This window comes from Gimesia benthica (assembly GCF_009720525.1).
In the GTDB taxonomy this organism is placed as follows: Bacteria; Planctomycetota; Planctomycetia; order Planctomycetales; family Planctomycetaceae; genus Gimesia; species Gimesia benthica.
This window is the reverse complement of sequence record NZ_CP043930.1, coordinates 2,858,026-2,880,092: the sequence shown is the minus strand read 5'-3', so window position 1 is coordinate 2,880,092 and position 22,067 is coordinate 2,858,026. Positions and strand designations below refer to the sequence as shown.

Sequence of the window (22,067 nt, the reverse complement as noted above, 5' to 3'; positions counted from 1 at the left end):
ACGCACTTTCTTTTCGTGTTTTTAGTGACTTTCGTGGTAGTAGAAAAACGGAACCGACTCTCTTGCGATAGTCGATTCCGGTTCAGAGATTGATCCCGATTCCGTTATCTTCCAGACCCATGATTTCCCGCCAGCGGGCTTCAATCATCGCCGTATAAAGATACATGTCGGCTCCGTAGTTACCCAGCGCATAACAGTCATTCACTTCCACCAGCAACGTTTCACCGGTCGAAGTGATTCCCCAGTCCATGCTACAGGCGATGGGGCAGCTCTCGAACGCATCCAGCGCAGACTGCATCCGCGTTCTGTCGGGGAAAGTCAGCGGATCACCCTGGTAGTTTGCAACCGTTCTGATTGCACCGCGAAAAATGTACGCGCGCCATTCCGAAACGAATTCCACCACTTCCTGCACCAGGACTTCTGTTTCACCATTAACCGCTGCAGAGGGGATCAGATCTTTGAACTCCTTGAAAACCTTTCCCGTAAATCGTTTATGTTCCCACAGCGGTTTCACGTGCAGTGCCCGGGTTTCCTCTTCCTTCTCGAATGGTTGGCGCACTTCTTCCAGTGTCGAAATCCAGAAATCGCGACCGATCCACTCTTTCAGACAGTCCGGCAGATCCTGCAGGTCCGGTAACTGGCGCTGGGCCCGCTTGATCGCAGAACGCACCGTTCCCACGCCACCCGCAACGATGGTTTCATCGGGAAAAGACAGCAGCCCTCGATCCAGGGCGCCATCAAATAATGAGGGCGCATCAAACCGGGTGACTTCGTAACCCCGCTCCCAGAACGTATACGCGATTCGCTCCAGATTCAGATAATTCGGATCCCCCTTTTGTCCCTGTTGCACATACGCCCGCATTGTGTTCTCCCGGAAACTGATATTCTGCTGGAAATTGTCTCTCTCAGAATATAAAAGTCATTAAATAGAATTGGTCTGACACCCGCGAGCATTCTCAGGTTCAAGACTTAAAACGCGACCTGTTTCGTGTCTTTCGTGCCTTTCGTGGTAGAATCAAACAAACTCCCAGATGACCAGAGAGGCCCAATATGACCACCGAACTGAAAATCAACCCGCTCCCCGCCGCAACCCCTGAAATCGGTCGCTGGCTCTGGGCTCTCGCTGAAGTCCGCCAGCGGACACTTCGTCTGGTCGGCGACATCGATCAACGGCTGCTCGACTGGCGCGGCTCCGACGGTGCTGAGAACTCCGTCGGCTCCCTGTTGTATCACATCGCCCTCGTCGAAATGTCCTGGCTCTATCTTGACCTTCTGCAGCAGGAGTTTCCGCCTGAAGTCAACGATCTGTTCTCCTTTCCGATGGCGGACGACGCCGGCAAAGTCAGTCACGTTCCCGGCGTCACTCTGCAAGAACACCTGCACCGGCTCACGACCACACGCGAAATCGCACTCTCCCGATTCCAGCAGATGACCCCCGACGAATGGCACCGGCTCCGACCTCCCGTTAATGACCAGCCCTACGAAACCACTCCCGAATGGGCCGTCTTCCACCTCATCGAACACGAAGCCGGCCACGCCTTCCAGATCTCCTCCCACAAAGCCCGCTGGCAGCGACTGGTTAGTAATTAATAGTGCACCTGGTGTCTTTTATTGTAAAATGTATTTAAGGAAGTCAGAGTCTGACGCACTACATCCCTTTAAGAACCGTTCTAGTCGTGGGAGTGTCAGCCAGTTGCCCCGATAACATTTGATCTGGCGATCATCATGGGCAAGTATTTTCAAATAAAGCCTGAAAGAATCACTCCCTTACATTATGTGCGATGGGGATGCATTCTCATATTTCTTCTGTTGTTGTTTCATGGGATCAAAAGTTCGTTTCAAAGGAAAGTCAGAGACGAGTTTCTTCTACGGCTAAAGTATACAACTCATGCAGAACTGACCTTTCAACGAAAACCACTGATTCCAGTGTCTGTCAAAGGATCTAATGAGCTTCCAGACTGGCTTCACTACCAAGAACTCAAAGAGGTTCGATTCAAATTTATATATAATTCAACATCTAGTGATACACTGCGAGGGATTGATGCTTTTCCCAGCCTGACTCATCTGGATCTTTCTTTCAGCCGCTTCTCGGGTGATGCGCTCGTCTACCTGTCAGATCTTACTCAATTGGATCAGTTAACGCTTTACGATACGAACATAGAAGACGCTGAACTGGCTTATCTGAAAAATATGAGGAATCTCCGGATCTTGAATCTGCATGACAACCTGATTACAGATAAAGGGCTGGTTCATTTAAAAAGATTGACGAATCTGGAGCGTCTCATTCTCAGCGAAACGGAAATTTCTGATACAGGTCTCATCCATCTGTCGGAACTCAAAAATTTACGTAATCTCTCTCTCGCAAAAACTGCGATTACCGGCAAGGGGTTGGTACATTTAAAGGGCTTGAAAAACCTAACCATTCTCAGTCTGAATGATACCAGCGTAACAGATGCTGCCCTTTCTCATCTGAATGGGCTCAGTCAATTGCAGGTACTGTATCTCGATGGCACGAATGTTACAGAAAACGAGCATTACATCTGGCGAATCGCTTTAGAACTGAGAGCGAAGAAAAATGAGGGTAAAGAGATACTGGTTAAACCTCGTTTTTCTTCGCCTCTGCCAGAACTTTCCTATTAGTATTGAAATGACCTGCCTCACAAAAAGTTGTCGAGCGATGTTCTCCCGCATCATTCCACATCTTCAACTTTACCCAGCGCAGCTCCCACACCACCTATGATCGCACCCGCAGTCGCTCCCAGTCCGATCGGCACGCCAAACGCATACAGGGCCACCGGGTGAGTCGTCGTCATCACCCTTTCATTTTCAATCAGATGCCCATTCGCTCTCTGTTCCACTTTGACGGAACCGGCCCAGCCCGCGGGGGCAAACGGACTGTAAGCAAGCGAGAACCAGAGCAGTAGCAGCGAGCCTCCCAGCATCAGCCCGGCGAATCCACCGGCACAACCAAAGAACGCGACCGAAGAAAGCACACCGCTCCGTTTACCGACCGTCTTCCATCTCCCTGATTCCGGCGTCGCCAGATCTGCGGACTCTGTAGCGGCGGACGTCTGCTCACGGACTGTCTTTGTTTGTGTCGCCCGCTTTCGGGTGACCGCTCCTGTCAGCGCGAAGCCTACGCCTACCCACCAGCCACAATGCATCCACCAGCGATACGGTTCCAGAGAGGCAGCACGCTGATTGTCAGAACCGATTTCCTGAATCAGAAAGGCCCCCAGTCCAAACAGATTCGCAAAAACCAGCCCGCCAGCAGCCATCGCCAAAAGCAGTCCATAGCCCTGAGCGAGTCGTTTCCCCAGCGTCAACAGCATCGGCATTTCTCCACTCCAGAAACAAGGGCAGGGTACGCAAGAATAGTGTTGTCCGCACTGCTTTCAACATTCACAACGCGGGAGAGAACTCCGGAGATCAACTTTTTCGTGTCTTTCGTGCTTTTCGTGGCAGAGTGATACTAGATCAGGTTTCGTTGGTACTGGATCAACCGGAACACATCATGCCATGCACCTTGGAGAAATCCTGCTTAGCTAAATCCTGCTCTCGGATCCAGAATGATAAACTACCAAAATCACTCCAGCACCAGTTGAATTGATTGTCACTACCTAAATCCAGTAATAACCGCCAGTCTTTTTTTTGTCTGTTGGTGACTGGTTTTCCAGGATCTTGACGGAAATGATGTACGCTTTCTCCTTTGGATTTTGCTTTCATAGCCAGATGACAACTTTCACGACAGTCTCCATCAAAACGGTCGTCATAGTCTCCAAGCAACTGGTGATTGGTCTCAAAAAAATGATAGATAAACCCGGTAATCTGATTCTCACGCTCTTCTGTTTCATCTTCTGCTTTATAGAGCGTATCCAGAGCCCGGCTGTTTAAAGAATACATGGGCTTGAAACGGAGTGATGCTTCAGGGGCAGGCCGATAAATTTCCGCAGCCGGTTTGTAATATTTCTTCCGGGTGATTGCTTTCGGAATTTTCCGCTCTGAAAAATTCGGAAATGAACAGCGTTGCACCGGCTTTCGTTCAGAGGGCGAAAAAGTCACTTGAAAACCGTGTGTCATCCAGTCAGTCCGCAGCGAATAATGTTCTTCCCACATTCCCAGGCTGTCATACCAGAACCAAAGCCAGCCTTTCGCCGGCAGGATCGAACGGGGAATATGTTTTGCCGGCAGGTCACTCAAGCGGATTTGAGCCAGGAAGTGTAACGGTCGTCCTGCAGGTTCGTAGGGCCAGTCTTCAGGATCATGCAGGTCAGGCTCGCCACCAAACTTGGAACGACCAGCAGGCAGCTTGCGTTTCACTGGTTTACCCGGTACCAGATCGACGGCTGGCAACAAACCGTCCAGTATCTGATCCTGCAACTCACTGACTTTGTACCGTTTAATGCCACGAAGGATCTTGTCGCGAAGCTGATTCATGTTGCACTTCCCTGAAAACTGCTGCGTTAGTTCGGGTAAACCTCTTTTTCTGCTTTGCTGTGTCTCTGGAATGTTTGGGTTTAGTTGAGCGTTTGTTTTGATTCACTCTTCTACTTACCGCTTACCCCCTCACTTTTTCGTGTCTTTAGTGCCTTTCGTGGTAGCAAAAAATGTTTCGGGGTTCCCCCTACAGAGGCCAGTCCCCTCCAATGCACTCCCGCTGAATCGCCGTCAGTTGCTCAATTCCCAGCGTCGCCAGTTCCAGCTGTGCGTCCAGCATTCCTCGATTGAAGACCAGGCCTTCCGCTGTTCCCTGAACTTCCACGAAGTCGCCGCCGCCCGTCATCACCACGTTCATATCCACGCCCGCGGTGCTGTCTTCCACGTAATCCAGGTCGAGTACCGGCTCGCCCTCCACCACGCCCACGCTCACCGCGGCCACGCTGTTGGTGAATACCTTCTTCGGATCAAAGACTTCCCCCTCGGCCAGTTCGCACGTTTCCGGAATCGCCAGCACCGTATCCAGCAGCGCCAGGAAACCGCCCGTGATACTCAGCGTTCGCGTTCCCCCGTCCGCCTGCAGCACATCGCAGTCCACGGTAATCGTTCGCGGCCCCAGTGCTTCAAAGTCGATCACGGCCCGCAGGCTCCGACCGATCAGTCGCTGAATCTCGCTCGAGCGTCCGTCCGCCCGCCGCTGTTTGCGCGGTGACGTACTGCCCGGCAGCATGTTGTATTCCGCGGTCACCCAGCCGCTCGGGTTCTCGTCGTTCTTCTTCCACGGTGGCACACTGTTATCCAGGCTCGCTGTACAGAGCACGACAGTGTCTCCCGCAGAGATCAGAATGCTGCCGGGGGTCGCTTTCGTATACCGGCGTTCGACTTTGATGGGACGGAGTTGATCGGTCTGGCGAGAATCGTGGCGCATGGAAGAATCCTGTCTGCTTGAAGGTGTCATTGTAATCTGTGTTCAGCTTAATTTTTCGCTAAAGTTACCACGCTTTGACCGCAGATTTCAATGCAAGATCTCACGCTTTCCGATAAGATAGACGTCATACTCAAACCATGTTCAATTTAGGAAGCGTCTCTCTTGCTGATCTCGGAAATCTTTCACTCACCCCAGGGCGAAGGGAAATGGATCGGGGTTCCCTCGATTTTCATTCGGACCAGTGGCTGCAATCTACGCTGCTGGTTCTGCGATACCCCGTACACCTCCTGGAATCCCGAGGGCGAAAAAATGTCCGTCGATCAGATTCTGGAACACATCAAGCAGTACGACTGCGAACACGTCGTCGTTACCGGCGGCGAACCGATGCTGAGCCACGAAATCGAATCGCTCACCCAAAGGCTCCACGCGGACGGCAAGATCATCACCATCGAAACCGCAGGCACCATCCTCAGCGATGTCCACGCCGACCTGATGTCGATCAGCCCCAAGCTCTCGAACTCAACACCCGTCGACAATCCCGAGTGGGCTCACCGTCACGACGCCCGCCGCGATCAGCCCACCGTCATCCACGAACTGATCAAACGCCATCCCTATCAGATCAAGTTCGTCGTCGATCATCGGGAAGACCTCAGCGAGATCGAGGATTATCTAAAGCGGTACCCAGAGATCAACCGCGAAAATGTTTACCTGATGCCCCAGGGCACCACCGCCGAGATGCTCGCCGAACGCATGCCTTGGATCGAAGAAATCGCGAAACAGCTCGGCTGTCAGGTCACCCGCCGGATGCACATCGAACTCTGGGGCAACGTCCGCGGGAAATAATTTCCGCGACCACGGCTTCAACCATGAAAGATCGCGGCCCGTGCCTGCTTCACCCGTTCGACGGCTGCCTCGGGCGTCTCACCCAGCACCGTCAGGTGTCCCATCTTGCGACCAATTCGCGATTCCCGTTTGCCGTACAGATGCACTTTCACATCGGGGAACTGCTGCAGCGCATTCCAGTCGGGCGGACCCGGCTCCCAGTGGTCGCCCAGCAGGTTCGCCATCGCCGCCGGTCCCAGCGACTTTGTCGAACCCAGCGGCAATCCGCAGATCGCCCGCACCTGCTGCTCGAACTGACACGACACGTGCCCGTCAATCGTCAAGTGCCCCGAGTTATGCGGCCGCGGGGCAATCTCGTTGATCATCAGCCGCTCGTCTGCGGTCAGAAAGAACTCGACGCACAGCACGCCCACCACATCCAGCCGCTCAAACACGGCCCGCGTGATCTCCACAGCCTCTTGATTCACCTTCTCACTCTGTCCGGACGGAAACACCGAGATATCCAGAATGTGGTTCGCGTGATCGTTCTTCATCGGACCATACCAGGCGAACTCGCCGTCCAGTCCCCGCACGCCTACCACCGACAGCTCGCACGTGTAATCGATGAACGCTTCCAGGATCGTTTCGTCCGCACCAACTTCCTGCCACGCCGACTCTGCTTCCTCGGGCGCGTCGATCTTGACCTGCCCCTTACCGTCGTAACCCGACGTCGCCGATTTCAGCACCGCCGGACATCCCAGTTCGTCAATCGCGGCTTTCAGTTCCTCCACCGACTTCACCACCTTGAACGGCGTTACCGGAATCCCCGCGTCCCGCAGGTCCGACTTCTCCCGGATTCGGTTCTGGGCCACATGCAGTACATGCGCGCCAGGACGCACCGGCGCATATTGCGAAGCGGCATCGGTCGTCACCGACAGCACGTTCTCGAATTCAAACGAGATCACATCCACGTTCTTCGCGAACTCCGCGACCGCGTCCAGATCGTCATATTCGGCGACCACTTCCTTATCAGCTACCTGGCCGGTCGGCGTCAGGCGCTCGGGCGAAAAGACGTGCACGTTATAACCCAGTCGGCGGGCTTCGATGGCGAACATCCGGCCCAACTGGCCGCTGCCCAGCATGCCCAGGGTCGCTCCGGGGGGAATCAGCTCACTCATAGTTCTGAATTATCCAGTACGCTGTCGGTCTGATTCTGACAGAATTCCTTCATCTTCTCCCGCAGCTCGGGCCGCGAGTTACCCAGGATCCGTATCGCCAAAAGCGCCGCGTTCTTCGCCCCCGATTCTCCAATCGCCAGCGTCCCCACCGGCACGCCTCCCGGCATCTGGACAATCGACAGCAGTGAATCCAGCCCCTGCAGGGCCCGGCTCTTCACCGGCACGCCCAGTACGGGCAGAACTGTCTGCGCCGCAACCATCCCCGGCAGATGCGCTGCACCGCCGGCACCCGCGATGATCACTTCGATCCCCCGTTCCTCCGCGGTCTTGGCGTATTCGTTCATCCAGTCAGGCGTCCGATGAGCCGAGACCACGCGGCACTCATGCGCCACGCCGAACTGCTCCAGCAGCGCGGCCCCTTCCTTCATCGTATCCCAGTCGGATTGACTGCCCATGATCACGCCCACCAGCGGGGGACTCTGTTCTGACATAATGGAACCTTCGTATTCGAGATGGTACGCCACCCACAGGGCAGCGAATTTCTAAGTAAGCTTGTGTTATTCGGCTTGGAAGTGGTCCCGATAATAATCAATTTTCTCACCCGATTGGAGTCTGCCATCCCCTTTTTTTACCCCCTCTTTCCGACAAGTGCGTGTTCGTTTGACTTTCTGACCCCGCTGGTCTAGTGTGAAGAGCGATTAATCCATTCCCAGATGTGACATTTTGAAAGGATCTTCTTATGGCACGCCCTGTAACGCTATTCACCGGACAATGGGCCGACCTCCCGATTGAAGAAATGTGCAAAAAAGCCCAGGAATTCGGCTATGACGGCCTGGAACTGGCCTGCTGGGGAGACCATTTCGAAGTCGACAAAGCGCTCTCCGACGACACATACTGCAACCGCAAACGGGAACTGCTCGAGAAATACGACCTGCAGCTCTTCTCCATCTCCAACCACCTCGTCGGACAGGCCGTCCTCGATAACATCGATCAAAGGCACCAGGCCATCCTCCCCGAATACGTCTGGGGCGACGGCGATCCCGCCGGCGTCAACGAACGGGCCATCGAGGAAATGAAGAACACCGCCCGCGCCGCTCAGAAGCTCGGCGTCAGCGTGGTCAACGGCTTCACCGGATCCAGCATCTGGCATCTGCTCTACGACTTCCCGCCCACACCACGCGAAATGATCGACGCCGGTTACCAGCTCCTCGCGGACCGCTGGAACCCGATCCTCGACGTCTTCCAGGAATGCGGCATCAAGTTCGCCCTCGAAGTCCATCCCACGGAAATCGCCTTCGACATCTACTCCGCTGAAGCCGCCCTCAAGGCCCTCGACAACCGTGAAGAGTTCGGCTTCAACTTCGACCCCAGCCACCTCATCTGGCAGGGCGTCGATCCGGTTGAGTTCATCCGCTACTTCCCCGATCGCATCTATCATGCTCACATGAAAGACGCCTCGGTCACCCTCAACGGTCGCACCGGCATCCTGACCAGTCACCTCCCGTTCGGCGATCAGCGTCGCGGCTGGGACTTCCGCAGCGTCGGCCGCGGTGGCGTCCGCTTCGAAGAAATCATCCGCGCCCTCAACGACATCGGTTACGCCGGCCCCCTCTCCATCGAATGGGAAGACATGGGCATGAACCGCGAAATGGGTGCCCGCGAAGCCTGCCAGTTCACCAAGAACGTCGACTTCGCCCCCTCCGACATCGCCTTCGACGGCGCCTTCGGAGACTGATACCAATACAGAGCTTCGGTTAGATCTGCTCAAGCAAAACAGGGAGTACGTTTTTCGTGCTCCCTGTTTTCGCGCGCAGTGAATCAAGAAATAACCCTCCACCAGAAGTCGTGTAGGGGCGGGCCCATGTGTCCGCCCGCCTCTCGAAGCACAATTCAGATCAAACATTCCCCGGTCCCAGATGAACCCCGGGCGCCATCTGTCGGCTCGCCCGACAGTGATTAGTAAACGCTCACCAACCCTGAGCGGCAAGGCGCTAGCCGCCGGTAAAGTTCTCCAGCGCGGATCCCAATTACCGGTGGCTAGCGCCATTCCGCTCAAATCAAACGGGTGGCCCCGAATGCAATTCGGGGTGAGCGCAGCGAACAGGAAACCGACAGAGCAATCACCCAAACGTCCCAGCCACCCACCTACCTCAACCAAACTCCGGGTGGCACTGTCGGCTTGCCCCACAGTGAAGATCAGATCCACCTTTCCCACATCAAACCACTGAACCTCCCCCACCTCTAAGTGCTCAAACTGACCTTGATCCCCTCTCCCCGTTGAATATTTTATTGCAATTGTGCTTCGCGCGCGAGGCGGACGATGCGTGCACTGGAACACGACGCTTAAGTGACTCAGATCCACCTGAATCGCCGTCGATTTTTCCCGCTTTTCACTGAAACAAAATGAACCGGTTCCCGCTGTTCCGTATGATTTCAAATCATTTCGCAGCACATTCAACCAGACTCGCCACCCACTCACTGCAAACTCACCACCACTCACAGCACAATCGAAGCAGAAACCCCTTGACCTCCCCCCGCCATTCACGATGATCTCCTTCATCATCAAACGCCCATCAACCCTGACCGGCAAGACGCTAACCACCGGTAAAAACACCGCCAACCCAGGAAAACAAAGATGAACTTAAACATCCTCATACAAACGATAAGCACCCCCCGCATGCACCCCATCAATAACCTCGATCAGGAATACCGGTTCCGTATCGAAATCTGGAAAGAGCAGGGGACTTCACAATACTTTGCCACAGTCGAACGATCCTTTTATTGCGATCTGCATGTCCTCTCGGCCAACACGACTGCCACCGAGATGATCCGCTCTGTCGAAGAATCGGTAGCGACGGAAGCAGAATTCTTCGACAGCGAACAACTCGCCCTGGACAACGCACTCACAAAACTAAGTCACTTTTATGAACCGTTCTAATCTTCACCAGCAATCAAGGGTCGCCCCGAATGCAATTCGGGATTGCCGCAGCGAACAGGAAACTGACAGAGCACTCCTCCGAACGCTCCCTCAAAAATCCCTACCTGAAAAAAACGGGTGGCACTGTTGGCTTGCCCAACAGTGATAAGTGAACCAAATACCGCGGACCCATGTGTCCGCCCGCCAGGGAAAACACTCCCACCACAAAACCAGCCATTCTACCACAGTGCCACCACCTCACAGAGATGAACACCGAACCCCAGACAAATTGACATCACACCCCCAGCCCCACATAATCAAACCCAGACACCATCACTCAATCACAATAACTCCCGCAGAGCACACTCTCATGCCCACACGCCTCGCACTCCTCATCTGCCTCCTGGTCATCACCGCCACCAATTCCCTCCCCGCTGCACCAACAGAAACCTACGGCCCCGCATTAACTCCCCAAAAGGTCAACGGCATCGACGCCTGCCAGGCCGTCGCCGTGGCAGGCAACCGCCTCTATGCCACCGGACGCGGCAAGTTCCACGTGCTCGACATCACCCAGCCCGAAAAACCGGTCCCGCTCGGCGAACTCTCCGGCCTGGGCAACACCCGCCAGCTCTTTATCAAAGACAACATCGCCTATATCACCGCCCGCCAGGATGGACTCTGGCTCGTCGATATTTCCGCTGCGAACAAACCCCAACTGCTGAGCCACTACGACACCGTCGAGATGGCCACCGGCATCAGTGTCTCCGGCTCTCTGGCCTTCGTCGCCACGCGGCAGTACGGCGTCGAAATCATCGACGTCTCCGACCCCCGCGCCCCGCAACATGTCAGCATGCTGAAAACGGGCGAAGCTCAGTCCTGCTGGTCCCGCGACGGCATCCTCTATATCGGCGACTGGGCGCCTCGGAAACTCGTCATCGCCGACGTCCGCAACCCGCGCCAGCCCACGATCATCAGCGAAGCCCCCCTCGACGGTTTTGGTGACGGCGGCTGCCTCCGTGGCAACTATTGCTTCGCCGCCACCGGACACCATTCGCGGGGGAGCCGTGATGACGGCCAAGGGCACGGCCTCGAAATCTTCAATGTCGCCGATCCAAAACAGCCGACCTTCGTCTCCCGCGTCAAGTTCCCGGCCTCCTATCACATCACGAACGACATGTGGACCGCCCGCGTCGCCGGCGATCACTGTGTCGTCGCCGACACCTGGAACGGACTCTTCGTCGTCAACATTCACGACATCAAGCAACCGCGAATCGTCGCCCATGCCATCCTGCCGCCCAGGTCAAAGAGTGACAACACCCCCGACCCCGTCGGCGGCATCGCCCTCGGCAAGGATGTGATCTACGCCGCCGGCATCTTCACCGGACTCTACGTCGTCCCCGCGCCCGGCCTCGCCTCTCCGGTTGTCTCCGAACAGGACCGGGCACCCGAACTGAAACCCGCTTCAGACCAGGCCGGCGATCCCCGTTTCCTCACCTACCAGCCCGGCGGTCAGGTCCGCTCTGCCACCGTCGTGGGCGACATCGCCTGGGCCGCCTGCGGCAGTGCCGGAATTCATGCGGTGCAGCTCGGCAAATCCCTGAAGCCGGTCAGCGTGACCCCGGGCAAAGGCGAGGTCATGCACCTGGCCGTCTCCGGTTCGCGACTCTACGCCGCCGAGAACGACGCCGGGCTCGCCATCTACGACATCGGCCCCGAATTGAAATTGACCGAAATCGGTCGCCTCAAGTTGAAGAACCGCAATGTGAAACAGGTCGCCTGTCCCGCCCCCGGACGGTTCGCCTTATACCACTGGGGCAGCTCCGCCGTGGAGATCGCCGACCTCCAGGATCCCGCTCACCCTAAGGTCGTCTTAAAGGACTCGCAGGTCGGCCTGTTCTACGGCGATCAACTGGTCCCCGAACTGCTGGGGGGCCGTTACCTGGTCGCCTACTGGCACCGCAGCGGACCGGCCTGGTACGACGTCTCCGGCGAGAAACCCGTTTACCAGGGCAACACCCCCGACGAGCGGCGCTACAGTTTTACCGACGGCGTCTGTCTACTGGGCGACAAACTGTTGCTCGTCAAACACGGCAAGCTGCAAATGTTAGACCCCGGCGACCAGCGCGAAGTCAGCCAGCTGCCCGCCAGCGCGGTCCCCGGCCATCGTCTCCGCGGCCGCCCCACCACCGACGGCAAACAACTGGCCCTCTCCCGCCGCCCCGATCAACGTGTAGAACTCTACGACATCACCGACCTCCAGCACCCCAAACCGATCCGCGAATACGATCTCAAAGGCCACCCCGGCGCCTGCCGCTTCTGGAACAACCAACTCCTGATCCCCGCCGGCTACCAGGGTTTGTTACTCGAACGGGCATCTAAGCCCTGAGCCGGATCCGTGTTACTACTCTGTTTCCGGATCTGACTGCGGCTTTGCTTCATCCGGTTCCAAAACAAGGTTGGACGGGGCGTTGATCAGATGGAGATCGCGTTGTGGGAAGGGGACGCCGATGTTTGCTTCATCGAGCGCCTGCTGAATGGCAACCGCAATCTCACTCTGGATTGCGAGGTGGGTATTGGGAAAACTACCCTCGAAAACATTGATCCAGGCCCGGAGCTTGAAGTCCAGAGAGCTGTCCCCAAAGTTTTCGAAGAAGGCGTGTGGCTCCGGATCGGACAGCACCTTGGGATTGGCCTTCGCTACTTCGACTAATAAGTCGATCACGCGTTGGGCCGGGGTTCCGTACTCGACACCCACAGACACATCGATGCGTCGTCGCCTGTCCGAGAGCGTCCAGTTGATGACCCTGTCAGAAATGAGCATCCCGTTGGGGACAATGACTTCGGCCCCGTCAAACGTGCGGATCACACTGGCGCGGATGCCGATGCGTTTCATGATTCCCGAGGTATCTGACAAGTCGATCGTATCACCAACGTCGATCGGCCGCTCAAACAACAGGATCAAACCTGATACGAAGTTGTTGACGACATTTTGCAGACCGAAGCCGATCCCCACGCCCAGGCCGCCTGCAATCACTGCCAGCTTGGTGATCTCCACACCAGCCGCCGACAGCCCGAACATGAAACCCAGAAAGATCACGGTGTAGCGTGCGAGGTTTGAAATCGCGTTCGGTAAACCGCGAGCCATCCGCACCCGCGTAAACACGTCTTCCTGCAGGATCACCTGTATGAACCGGGCGAGCAGGAATGAGAGCCAGATAGTGAAGGCAAAGACCAGCACATCGGCAACCGAGATGGAGAGAGTGCCAGAGGTGATACTGGCGTTGAAGATGACCTTGACCAGATCGGTCACAGGTACCAGCAGGCCGAGTTGCCCACTCACAAGGGCGGCCCAGACGCACACGGCCACCACGCTCAAAATCCGTTGCAGCATGCGCTCCACGGACTCGCGATGATTTGTGATCGCCCGGACTAAACGCAGCGGGCGGAGCACAAGCGCAAAAGTTGCCAGGCCGCAGAACACTTTGAGCAGTACGAATAGCAGCAGCCCCATATAGCCACTCCGTAAAGCGAGACCTCCCACCAGGACCGCCAGGTCGCTCCAGCCGGCCAGATCAGCCAGGATCGCCAGCATCACGAGGAGCGCACCGGCGCGCATCGCAAAATGAATCAATCTGACAAACGGATGTCCCCGCCAGTCTTCCGGCAGCCTGGCGATCTGGCTGGGACGCAGTAACCAGACCAGCAGGCTGAGTCCGCCTGCCAGCTCAACCAGGAATACGAGGCGTTCCAGAGTGGGCGTTGTGTCCAGCAGGTCGCGGGCCCGATCGATTGTAAACAGGATCGCAAAGCCCCAGGCAAAGGGAGCCATGGCGGAGGGCAGGAAACGCAGAACGATGCGTATTGTCGCGATTGCAATGAGTGCGGCCGCGATCAGGCCTGAGCTGCGTGGGGCGGTCGGGTGGAGTGGGATCGTCAGAATCGCAGTTATTAAGAGAGACATTGCCCAGGGGTATTCAAATACCAGCGGGGCATCGGCTTGTTGCTGGTGTTGGATATTATCAATCATGGCACGGGTGCGGCTGCGGAGCCATTGCAGACCCAGACCGAAAGCCACAAACAAGATCAACTGGAACCCAAAGGTCTGTGAGTCTTCTCTGTTCTCGTTAAAACGCTGCAACAACTGCTCTGGCCCCAGGGTCTGCCACTCCTTGCGGATGGACTCTCGCACGCGCGGGCTCCACAAAGGTGGATGGTCTGCCTGGAAGATTCCCTCGACCCGGGCATCAACTTCACTTTGTAAATTTTCGGCACCCTCACTGAGCGCAACACTCGGGTTCACCAGCTTGTCTCGTAATGCCAGTACTTCGTTACGCCGCTTGACGATGGCTGATCTTGCCTCGGCAATCTCAGTACGCACGGCCCTGATACGGGTGATCGTCGATGCTTCGATGCCCTCTTCATTTTTTGTGAGTTCCTCTGTCGCCTGCCAGTCCGCCGAAATTCTGTCAACCTGAGCCAGTGACTCACTCAAGTCTTCGAGCTGTTCTTCCAGTTCGTCTGCGAGGGACCGCAGGTCATTCAGCATTTTGTTTATTTGGGACTCAAACCTTTGCAGGACACGGATGTTCGGCTGACCCGCGAGTGTATTCGGAGTCTTCGCCAGATAAGACTTGATTTCTTTAAGCGTGCGATCGGTTTCAGAACTAACCTGCTCAAGAGCCCTGCGGGAATTTTCGCGAGGCAGGAGAATATTCAGCTCAAGACCGATGGTTTCAGCGCGATTCGAGACTTGATCGAGCGGGATCGGCTGCACTGCCTGTTCCGTCTGTGGGGAATCGGCGACTGCCTCTGCGGGACTTTTGACAGTCGCTTCTGTTTGTGCCCACGCGATCGGGCAGGGAAGCAGGAGTACCAGGCCTGTCAGCAGGAATACCCGTGCCCGGCATGATCCCGCATGGGCAGCGATCAAGTATGTGTCTGTTTTAGCTCTTTTGCGCATGGAAAAATTCATCTGCCGTTGAGAGAAAAGGAGGGCGTGATCTGAATCAGAAACAGATCTCGCTCACAAATTGATGTGAAAAGAAAACCCCGAAAACTCTCAACGTTATCCGGCAGATTTGACTGTCTTCACAATCGCATCATGCGACGCAGGGAAGATTTAAGAGTAGACAAATCGTACAAAGTCGTCTGAATAGTAGCAAGCAAATTGTTCAGCGCTCGCGAAGCAATGAGTCAATAATTGCAGTGTTCAACAGTCCCATGATGTCCAGTTTGCTATGCTTTTTATTTGGTGTTCTAAAGGCGAATATGACTGATTGAGTCGGGCTCTCACACGCAATCACAGGATCAGGTAATGGCCGCAGCATCCATCCCGGAAAGCACAACAGCTTGACGTTGGTTGCCGAAAGGTCGGAGGCCAGACACGCTGGGACTATTTTACACCTCACCGACATGGTAGACTCATCTTCTCATTTCCCTTCGGCGGCTGGCACCTTTTTTATAAGGAGTGTGTTGTGGCTTTCACTCGAATTGCGACCGTACTGCTTCTCTGTTTCATGTCGGCTACTGCTTATGGCGGTAAGACTGTTACCGTTCTGAACTACATTCGCGCCGAGACCGACCTGCAGTTCAAGGCCTATGCTGCCAAGGCGGGCGGCGTTGGCAGGCTCATGAATCTGCGCGAGGTGTACTCGGTCAAGAACCAGACAACCATCCGCGGCAATCGGGACACATTATACTCGTTCGGCGTGTACGACCTGGCCAGCCCCGTGACGATCATCAAGCCGGATTCCCCGAATCGGTTCCAGTCTCTACTTGTGATCGACCAGGACGAATACAACCCCGTACTCAAAAACGGTGGGGGCAAGGTGACGTTGACCATCGACAACGTCGGCACGCGCTACGTGATGCTGTTGTTCCGCACCTTCTGTGATCCGAACAGCCCGGCAGACATGAAACAGGCACACGCCCTTCAGGATGCGATCAAGGTCGAACAGGCAGCAGCGGGCACACTCGAACTGCCAGACTGGGACATGGAGTCACTCGTGGAAACCCGTCAAACGCTGAACCATCTCGCTACAAAACTCGACGGCCTGCCCAATGCCTTCGGGGCCAGGGGAGAAGTCGATCCGACACAGCACCTGCTGGGAGCCGCGTTCGGCTGGGGCGGGAACCCGCAGCGCGGGGCGATGTACTTCAACGTCACGCCTGAGCAGAACAACGGCCAGATCGCTTACACACTCACGATGCCCAAGGACGTGCCCGTTGAGGCCTTCTGGTCGGTCACCGTATACAACAAAGAAGGCTTCTTCGAACCCAACGATCTCAATGCCTACTCGTTCAACAGCATCACCGCCCAGCGCGATCAGGACGGTAATGCGACGATTCATTTCGGCGGCGACCCCCAGGCAACCAATTATCTCCCCATCACTGATGGCTGGAATTACATCGTCCGCTGTTACATTCCCGGCTGGCAGATCGTGGAAGGCAACTGGACGCCACCCGCCCCGCAGCCTGTCGAATAATAGCCCGGCACAGGCTGAGGACTTATGAAGTGACTGGCATTCTCTGAGAAATTTCTGCAGAGCAGTAACAGTTGGGAGGTTCAAAATATTGGACCTCTCCCTTCATCTTCATCGGATCCATGTACTGTGATACCCTGCTGTTCCCTTCAGTAATTCAGCAGAATCAGGTTGTCGGGCATTAAGCCAGATCAGAAATCAGCTCATAACCAGCAGACATAAGCGGGCAGTAGGCATCACTGATTCGCCTGCAGACGCTGAGACAACACCAACCGCCCCAGTTAAGTGATTCCCCACAAATTCCCTTCCCACAGTTGCCACTCGACCCTAATTCGATTCTCATAGAACCACACACAATAATTCCCCAGTCAGAAACCACGTGGCGACTTCCTGCTTCGTGCGTCTCTGTCTGCACCCCTGTTAATCGACGCGCCTTGAGGAACCCAATGATGCAACAGTTACGGTCCACGTTGATCCTGTCTCTGGCCCTGGTCGCCTGCAGTCCTGACCTGTTGGCACAGCCAACCGCAAAGTTTGCCCCGGTGAAACCTGCTGGCGATCCGGCCACCTTCGGGGCGAACATTCAGCGGACCATGACACTTCTGGCCACCAGTACACCGGAAAAACGCAATCGGGTCCGCATCCTGTTCTACGGCCAGTCCGTCACCCGCAATCCGTGGTGGGAAGACGTGGCGAATGACCTCCGCCAACGGTTTCCGCACGCCGACCTCGAAATCGAAAATCGCGCCATCGGCGGCTATGGCGGGCCGGTCCTGATCAACACCGCCGAATTTGATCTCTATCCCTTCTACCCGGATCTGGTGATCTTTCACGTCTGGTCCGGGGTGGAAACCGGTCACCAGGAAAAAATCATCCGCCGCATCCGTGAGCGGACCACCGCCGAGGTCCTGCTCTGGACCAGTAACCTGCGCTGGCCGAGTACCGTCCCGCCGGACGGCGACCCGCAACATCCCGACGTACTGGCCAAAGACGCGCAGGATCAGGCGATTTCCGATCTCTACCAGCGCCTGGGCCGCGAACTCAATTGTGAAGTGGCCGACGTCCGCACCGGTATGCAACGTTATCTGAAAGAAAATAACCTGGTGGTGAAAGACACCCTCCGCGACACGGTGCACCCGAACAAATTAGGGAACTTCCTCATCGCAGAGCTGGTCAAACCGCATCTCCGCTATGATCCCAGCTTCCCCGATGACAAGTGGAAAGACCTCGTCACCGATGTCCCCGTGAATGATCCGCGGGTTCAGCACAAGGACGACGGCTCCCTGACCCTGAAGTTTCAAGGCAACCGCATCGACGTGATCGCGGCTCCCGGTGACGCAGCGAAAGCCGACGTGCTGCTGGACGGGAAATCCCCCTCGCAATTCCCGGAGCTCTACTATCACACGCGTCCCAGCCCCACGCCCGTCGCGGGACGCCCGGCCTTCAATCGCATCGATCATCGTGCCCCGCTGCAGGTGGAAACCTGGACCGCCCGCATCCTCGAATGCGATCTGGAAAAGGATGTGCTGCGGTATGAAATCAGCGGTTCCAAAACGGGCCCCGACGGCACCGGCGATCACAAACAGCGTTTCGTTTCCAACTCCGGTCGCGTGGTGATCGAACCCCGGATGTGGATGGTCAACTGGTCCCTGCGGTATCGCAAACAGAGTCTGCCCAAAGATTACAAAGTCACCTGGGAAACAAAACCGCTCTTCGTAGACGTCTGGCAATCCCCGGCGGTCACAGACTCATCCAAAGAATATCCCACGGTTCTCGCCCAGGGCTTCAAAAACGGCGACCACAGCCTGACACTCAAGCCGCAGACCCCAGGCAAACTACCGATCAAAGCCTTCCGGATCTATCAACCACCGTTGAAAGCCTCCGCTGAGGAATAGAAGGGGGCGTGGAATCTACGGTTTCTGATCCCTTTTATGTCCTTCTGGTTATACGATTTCTCAAGCTGCATACTACGATATCTCTTCTGAATACTTTGATATATCACTCAAATCATAGTCTGATTCAACTGCCTCACTACTTATGCTGAAAATTTTGTATCTGTGTGTTGATTCACCTTCGTTTACGAAATACACAGTTCTTTTATGGGTTGTTGCCAGATCAATCATTAAGCGTTTTATGAGGTTGAGGCTCTTAGCAGTAATTGTTGTATCACCGGAGTCATTAAACCAAAGTGAGATACTTTCCTCGTATTCCAAAAAACAGTTTAGCTTTAAGCCATTAATTTGCACCTCTAGGCAAGGGTAGTCAGTTTCCTTGCCATGAAAGTACCTGCCAATGTACTCAAAATCGATATTCTCACTCAGATCTGAGTCCGGAAGATAAAATTGAACTCTACCACCAATTTTTCTCAGATGCTCAATTACAGTTTTAATATGATCTAATGAGCTTTCTTTCCAATGAATGGCGTAGACATCATCGAACTTATCCTTAACATTCTCAGAAAATTTAAGATAATCCACAGCTCAGTTTCTCGTATAACATTCAGTGAAATTTGCGGGTTCTGACCTCTTTGTCATCCACAGTAAAAAACACGGTCGCGAGTCAGAAAGCGCTCTTCCACTGTTCTGTATCGATGAACCAGCGCTCCTCAAAGACCTGATCCCCTTCGAATCGGAACAGGATCGCAAGCTGAGAGCCGGTGATCTTCGCGGACTTCCACTCAAGCAGCGAAACCACTTCATCGTCTCCTTCGAGATGCCGTAATCCCGTAATCTCGAACCCCGGCGGAAGCAGGATCGCCACTCCATCGAGCGCCGCGCGAAATGCATCGCGCCCCGCGAGCACATCTGATTGTCCGGGCATGATAAATCTCATGTCTTCCGTGTAATCTTCGATCAATGCGTCGAAGTTGCCGGCACCCAATGCGTCCCAGCCTCGTTGTACGATCTCAGTCAGATTCATGGTGTACCCACTCCGCATAGAATATGAATCAGGGTGTCAGGTCCAGTAATAATTAGACCTGCCTCTTTTTCTGTCTGATGCCAAACGCAGACCACCTGCTACTCAGGTTTGCGTTTCAATACCATCAGTACGTGATCTTCCGATTCCCTGCCTGAGAAATTCGTCGGGCGCATGGCCTTATGATTGACAGAGTACTCATCGAAGCAGATGGTCAGCTTGTCACCGTCGAGGGAATAGATTCCGACATGACGGACCTGCTTCTTGCGCAGTAAATCAAGCTCTGATGAAGAGAGGTCGGCTTCTTCTGACTGGGGAATGAGGCCGGTGACCAGCAGATCGATCTGTTTGGGATTTTTCTCAGGACGGAGCACAATCGAATACCGGTAACCGGGATCACCGTCTAAGTACCCTTCCGCCGTTTTGGTCTGCGGATTAAAGTTCTTGGGGAGGAGCTGCCAGTACTTATCCATCCTCAATTCATCATCGGCGATGGAGACCTTCGTCTGGCTCAGCAGTGTCTCAGAGATGGATACCTTGCCTCCATGTTTGGTCATGGATGAAAGCGACCAGTTCCCCTCCAGGTGGCCGAGATCTTTATCAGCAGACAGCAGTGTGGCCGGTGAGGCGATCAGAAATCCCAAAGTCAAACAAACAGACAGGCTTCGTAACAGAGTCATGTGCGAACCTCCTTGACGTGTCATGTGTAAAAATGGGGGTAAGCATGGTATCAACGCCTGCAAATCAGGACAATGTCATTTGAACAAGCTTCCACTCAGAGTCGTAAGTCCTGACGGAGCTTCCCTGCATTTCACATTTCACCATCAATCAATCATAATGCAGCAAAGAACTTAAAACGCTCCCAGCAACCACCAACGAAAACGCGCCCATGCTTTCCGAACTCAAACTCCTCGACGCCACGCTCCATCGCACGGACACGCAGACCCGCATGCCCTTTCGGTTCGGCATCGCCGTCATGACCGCGGCCCCGCACGTCTTCCTCAAGTGCCGCTATGAAATCGGCGGGCAGGTCGTGACCGGCATCGCCGCCGAGGGACTGTTGCCTCGCTGGTTCGACAAGTCGCCCGAAAAACAGGCCGATCAGGAAATCGATGAAATGCTGCAGGTCATCCGGCTGGCCGTCGCGTTCGCCCGGCAGGCGGCACCTGCGCCCGCGTTTGATTTCTGGCGACAGGTCTACCAGGCACAGGTCGCCTGGGCCGCGGAGCAGGGCTTCCCTTCATTATTGGCCCAGTTCGGCGTCACGATGGTCGAACGCACGCTGCTCGACGCACTCGCCCGGGCCGAACGGTGCAACCTGGCCACGCTGTTACGGGAGAACCGCGTCGGCCTCGATCTGTCCGCCATTCATCCCGAACTGAAAGGCCACACGCCGGCTGAGTTCCTCCCCGCACAACCACTCACGAAAATCATCGCCCGCCACACGGTTGGACTCTCCGATCCCCTGACCGCCGCCGACCTCACCCCCGAAAACCGTATCAACGACGGCCTGCCGCAAACGCTGGAAGACTGCATCCGCGCCTACGGACTAAAACACTTCAAACTCAAAGCCCAAGGGGATGTCGACCTCGATCTGGATCGGCTCCGCGCCGTCGCACAGGTCATCACCGAACATTGCGGAAATAATTACGCCTTCACTCTGGACGGCAACGAGCAGTACCGCGAGTTCCCTCGCTTCGTCGAACTCTGGGACGGCATCCAGGCCGACGCGGCTCTGTCGGCCTTCTTCGAAAACCTGATCTTCATCGAGCAGCCCCTGCATCGCAGCGTGGCCCTCGACCCGGACATCGCGCACATCGCCGACTGGGAAAACGGGCCGCCGGTGATCATCGACGAATCCGACGCCGAACTCAGTGCACTCGAACAGGCACTCCAGCTCGGCTACGCGGGCACGAGCCACAAGAACTGCAAAGGCATTATGAAGGCGACCGCCCATCGCTGCCTGATCAACCATCGCAACGCCACCGAAAACACGAATCGCTACCAGATGAGCGGCGAAGACCTGGTGAATATCGGCCCGGTCGCCCTGCTGCAGGACCTCGCCGCCCAGGCAGCCCTGGGCATTACCTCCGTCGAACGCAACGGCCACCACTACTTCCATGGCCTGACCCCGTTCCCCCAACAGATCAGCCAGCTGATGCTCACCCAGCACGGCGACCTCTACACCGAGATGGACAACGGCTTCGCCCGCGTGAACATCACGAACGGCGAACTCAACCTGACCTCCCTCAACGCCGCCCCCTTCGGCGTCGGTGTGGAAGTGCCCCTGGACGGCTTTGAGGAACTGTCACTCTGAGTAGAAACGAGACAAAAATGACTACAGAATGACGATCACCTTTCGTGTTTTTCGTGCCTTTCGTGGTAGT

At 55.6% G+C, this 22,067-nt stretch carries 19 protein-coding genes; 9 read left to right on the top strand and 10 right to left on the bottom strand.

Features of this window, described 5'->3' with window-relative positions; translation table 11 throughout:
- Nucleotides 1-82 precede the first annotated feature (82 nt).
- Nucleotides 83-862 carry an ATP-grasp domain-containing protein gene (locus F1728_RS10915; protein WP_155364129.1) on the bottom strand — a complete coding sequence of 260 codons (780 nt, stop codon included), beginning with the start codon at nt 860-862 and terminating at the stop codon, nt 83-85.
- A 188-nt stretch (nt 863-1,050) separates the two neighbouring features.
- On the opposite strand from F1728_RS10915, the gene F1728_RS10910 reads away from it, so the two are divergent.
- A complete protein-coding gene (locus F1728_RS10910; protein ID WP_155364128.1) occupies nt 1,051-1,590 on the top strand; it encodes a DinB family protein in 540 nt (179 codons plus the stop codon).
- A 135-nt stretch (nt 1,591-1,725) separates the two neighbouring features.
- Complete coding sequence (locus F1728_RS10905) at nt 1,726-2,640, top strand: leucine-rich repeat domain-containing protein (protein WP_155364127.1); 915 nt, start codon at nt 1,726-1,728, stop codon at nt 2,638-2,640.
- A 50-nt stretch (nt 2,641-2,690) separates the two neighbouring features.
- On the opposite strand, the gene F1728_RS10900 is transcribed toward F1728_RS10905, so the two are convergent.
- The 3 genes from F1728_RS10900 to rph all read right to left on the bottom strand — a co-directional run bounded on the left by F1728_RS10900 (nt 2,691) and on the right by rph (nt 5,365).
- Nucleotides 2,691-3,338 carry a hypothetical protein gene (locus F1728_RS10900; protein WP_155364126.1) on the bottom strand — a complete coding sequence of 216 codons (648 nt, stop codon included), beginning with the start codon at nt 3,336-3,338 and terminating at the stop codon, nt 2,691-2,693.
- 160 nt (nt 3,339-3,498) lie between these two features.
- Nucleotides 3,499-4,437, bottom strand: coding sequence for a YwqG family protein (locus tag F1728_RS10895; RefSeq protein ID WP_155364125.1), 939 nt, complete (start codon nt 4,435-4,437; stop codon nt 3,499-3,501).
- Nucleotides 4,438-4,624: 187 nt separating this feature from the next.
- Nucleotides 4,625-5,365, bottom strand: a complete 741-nt coding sequence (gene rph / locus F1728_RS10890; RefSeq protein WP_155364124.1) for a ribonuclease PH — start codon at nt 5,363-5,365, stop codon at nt 4,625-4,627.
- 162 nt (nt 5,366-5,527) lie between these two features.
- On the opposite strand from rph, the gene F1728_RS10885 reads away from it, so the two are divergent.
- Nucleotides 5,528-6,208 carry a 7-carboxy-7-deazaguanine synthase QueE gene (locus F1728_RS10885; protein WP_145180852.1) on the top strand — a complete coding sequence of 227 codons (681 nt, stop codon included), beginning with the start codon at nt 5,528-5,530 and terminating at the stop codon, nt 6,206-6,208.
- Nucleotides 6,209-6,225: 17 nt separating this feature from the next.
- Here the strand turns inward: F1728_RS10885 and F1728_RS10880 are convergent, their stop codons facing one another.
- Both F1728_RS10880 and purE read right to left on the bottom strand, forming a co-directional pair.
- Nucleotides 6,226-7,365 (bottom strand): 5-(carboxyamino)imidazole ribonucleotide synthase, encoded by a 1,140-nt coding sequence (locus tag F1728_RS10880; RefSeq protein ID WP_155364123.1) that lies wholly within the window; start codon nt 7,363-7,365, stop codon nt 6,226-6,228.
- Nucleotides 7,362-7,856: a 5-(carboxyamino)imidazole ribonucleotide mutase gene (purE, locus tag F1728_RS10875; RefSeq protein ID WP_155364122.1), complete on the bottom strand. Its 495-nt coding sequence runs from the start codon at nt 7,854-7,856 to the stop codon at nt 7,362-7,364. The genes F1728_RS10880 and purE overlap by 4 nt, the downstream gene beginning before the upstream one ends.
- 248 nt (nt 7,857-8,104) lie before the next feature.
- On the opposite strand from purE, the gene F1728_RS10870 reads away from it, so the two are divergent.
- The 3 genes from F1728_RS10870 to F1728_RS10860 all read left to right on the top strand — a co-directional run bounded on the left by F1728_RS10870 (nt 8,105) and on the right by F1728_RS10860 (nt 12,668).
- Nucleotides 8,105-9,100, top strand: a complete 996-nt coding sequence (locus F1728_RS10870) for a sugar phosphate isomerase/epimerase family protein (RefSeq protein WP_149343215.1) — start codon at nt 8,105-8,107, stop codon at nt 9,098-9,100.
- 900 nt (nt 9,101-10,000) lie between these two features.
- Nucleotides 10,001-10,303, top strand: coding sequence for a hypothetical protein (locus F1728_RS10865; RefSeq protein ID WP_155364121.1), 303 nt, complete (start codon nt 10,001-10,003; stop codon nt 10,301-10,303).
- Nucleotides 10,304-10,652: 349 nt separating this feature from the next.
- Nucleotides 10,653-12,668, top strand: coding sequence for an LVIVD repeat-containing protein (locus tag F1728_RS10860; RefSeq protein WP_155364120.1), 2,016 nt, complete (start codon nt 10,653-10,655; stop codon nt 12,666-12,668).
- A 15-nt stretch (nt 12,669-12,683) separates the two neighbouring features.
- Here the strand turns inward: F1728_RS10860 and F1728_RS10855 are convergent, their stop codons facing one another.
- The gene (locus F1728_RS10855) at nt 12,684-15,242 is read right to left on the bottom strand and encodes a mechanosensitive ion channel domain-containing protein (RefSeq protein WP_194242772.1); all 2,559 of its coding nucleotides are present in this window, start codon (nt 15,240-15,242) and stop codon (nt 12,684-12,686) included.
- Between the two features lie 514 nt (nt 15,243-15,756).
- On the opposite strand from F1728_RS10855, the gene F1728_RS10850 reads away from it, so the two are divergent.
- Nucleotides 15,757-16,767, top strand: coding sequence for a DUF1214 domain-containing protein (locus tag F1728_RS10850; protein WP_228030654.1), 1,011 nt, complete (start codon nt 15,757-15,759; stop codon nt 16,765-16,767).
- 443 nt (nt 16,768-17,210) lie between these two features.
- Complete coding sequence (locus tag F1728_RS10845; protein WP_155364118.1) at nt 17,211-18,659, top strand: SGNH/GDSL hydrolase family protein; 1,449 nt, start codon at nt 17,211-17,213, stop codon at nt 18,657-18,659.
- Nucleotides 18,660-18,731: 72 nt separating this feature from the next.
- Here F1728_RS10845 and F1728_RS10840 read toward each other — a convergent pair whose 3' ends face one another.
- The 3 genes from F1728_RS10840 to F1728_RS10830 form a co-directional block, all read right to left on the bottom strand.
- The gene (locus F1728_RS10840) at nt 18,732-19,241 is read right to left on the bottom strand and encodes a hypothetical protein (protein ID WP_155364117.1); all 510 of its coding nucleotides are present in this window, start codon (nt 19,239-19,241) and stop codon (nt 18,732-18,734) included.
- A gap of 82 nt (nt 19,242-19,323) precedes the next feature.
- The gene (locus F1728_RS10835; RefSeq protein ID WP_155364116.1) at nt 19,324-19,683 is read right to left on the bottom strand and encodes a nuclear transport factor 2 family protein; all 360 of its coding nucleotides are present in this window, start codon (nt 19,681-19,683) and stop codon (nt 19,324-19,326) included.
- Nucleotides 19,684-19,781: 98 nt separating this feature from the next.
- Complete coding sequence (locus F1728_RS10830; protein WP_194242771.1) at nt 19,782-20,360, bottom strand: TIGR03067 domain-containing protein; 579 nt, start codon at nt 20,358-20,360, stop codon at nt 19,782-19,784.
- Nucleotides 20,361-20,569: 209 nt separating this feature from the next.
- Between F1728_RS10830 and F1728_RS10825 the strand changes: the two genes are divergently transcribed.
- On the top strand, nt 20,570-21,997 hold the full coding sequence (locus tag F1728_RS10825; protein WP_155364114.1) for an enolase-like domain-containing protein: 1,428 nt from the start codon (nt 20,570-20,572) through the stop codon (nt 21,995-21,997).
- Nucleotides 21,998-22,067: the final 70 nt, after the last annotated feature.

What these genes read in the sequence shown, in the direction of transcription:
- F1728_RS10915 (WP_155364129.1), bottom strand. Translation starts at nt 862, where the DNA reads ATGCGGGCGTATGTGCAACAGGGACAAAAGGGGGATCCGAATTATCTG.
- F1728_RS10910 (WP_155364128.1), top strand. Translation starts at nt 1,051, where the DNA reads ATGACCACCGAACTGAAAATCAACCCGCTCCCCGCCGCAACCCCTGAA.
- F1728_RS10905 (WP_155364127.1), top strand. Translation starts at nt 1,726, where the DNA reads ATGGGCAAGTATTTTCAAATAAAGCCTGAAAGAATCACTCCCTTACAT.
- F1728_RS10900 (WP_155364126.1), bottom strand. Translation starts at nt 3,338, where the DNA reads ATGCCGATGCTGTTGACGCTGGGGAAACGACTCGCTCAGGGCTATGGA.
- F1728_RS10895 (WP_155364125.1), bottom strand. Translation starts at nt 4,437, where the DNA reads ATGAATCAGCTTCGCGACAAGATCCTTCGTGGCATTAAACGGTACAAA.
- rph (WP_155364124.1), bottom strand. Translation starts at nt 5,365, where the DNA reads ATGCGCCACGATTCTCGCCAGACCGATCAACTCCGTCCCATCAAAGTC.
- F1728_RS10880 (WP_155364123.1), bottom strand. Translation starts at nt 7,365, where the DNA reads ATGAGTGAGCTGATTCCCCCCGGAGCGACCCTGGGCATGCTGGGCAGC.
- purE (WP_155364122.1), bottom strand. Translation starts at nt 7,856, where the DNA reads ATGTCAGAACAGAGTCCCCCGCTGGTGGGCGTGATCATGGGCAGTCAA.
- F1728_RS10870 (WP_149343215.1), top strand. Translation starts at nt 8,105, where the DNA reads ATGGCACGCCCTGTAACGCTATTCACCGGACAATGGGCCGACCTCCCG.
- F1728_RS10865 (WP_155364121.1), top strand. Translation starts at nt 10,001, where the DNA reads ATGAACTTAAACATCCTCATACAAACGATAAGCACCCCCCGCATGCAC.
- F1728_RS10860 (WP_155364120.1), top strand. Translation starts at nt 10,653, where the DNA reads ATGCCCACACGCCTCGCACTCCTCATCTGCCTCCTGGTCATCACCGCC.
- F1728_RS10855 (WP_194242772.1), bottom strand. Translation starts at nt 15,242, where the DNA reads ATGCGCAAAAGAGCTAAAACAGACACATACTTGATCGCTGCCCATGCG.
- F1728_RS10845 (WP_155364118.1), top strand. Translation starts at nt 17,211, where the DNA reads ATGATGCAACAGTTACGGTCCACGTTGATCCTGTCTCTGGCCCTGGTC.
- F1728_RS10835 (WP_155364116.1), bottom strand. Translation starts at nt 19,683, where the DNA reads ATGAATCTGACTGAGATCGTACAACGAGGCTGGGACGCATTGGGTGCC.
- F1728_RS10830 (WP_194242771.1), bottom strand. Translation starts at nt 20,360, where the DNA reads ATGACTCTGTTACGAAGCCTGTCTGTTTGTTTGACTTTGGGATTTCTG.
- F1728_RS10825 (WP_155364114.1), top strand. Translation starts at nt 20,570, where the DNA reads ATGCTTTCCGAACTCAAACTCCTCGACGCCACGCTCCATCGCACGGAC.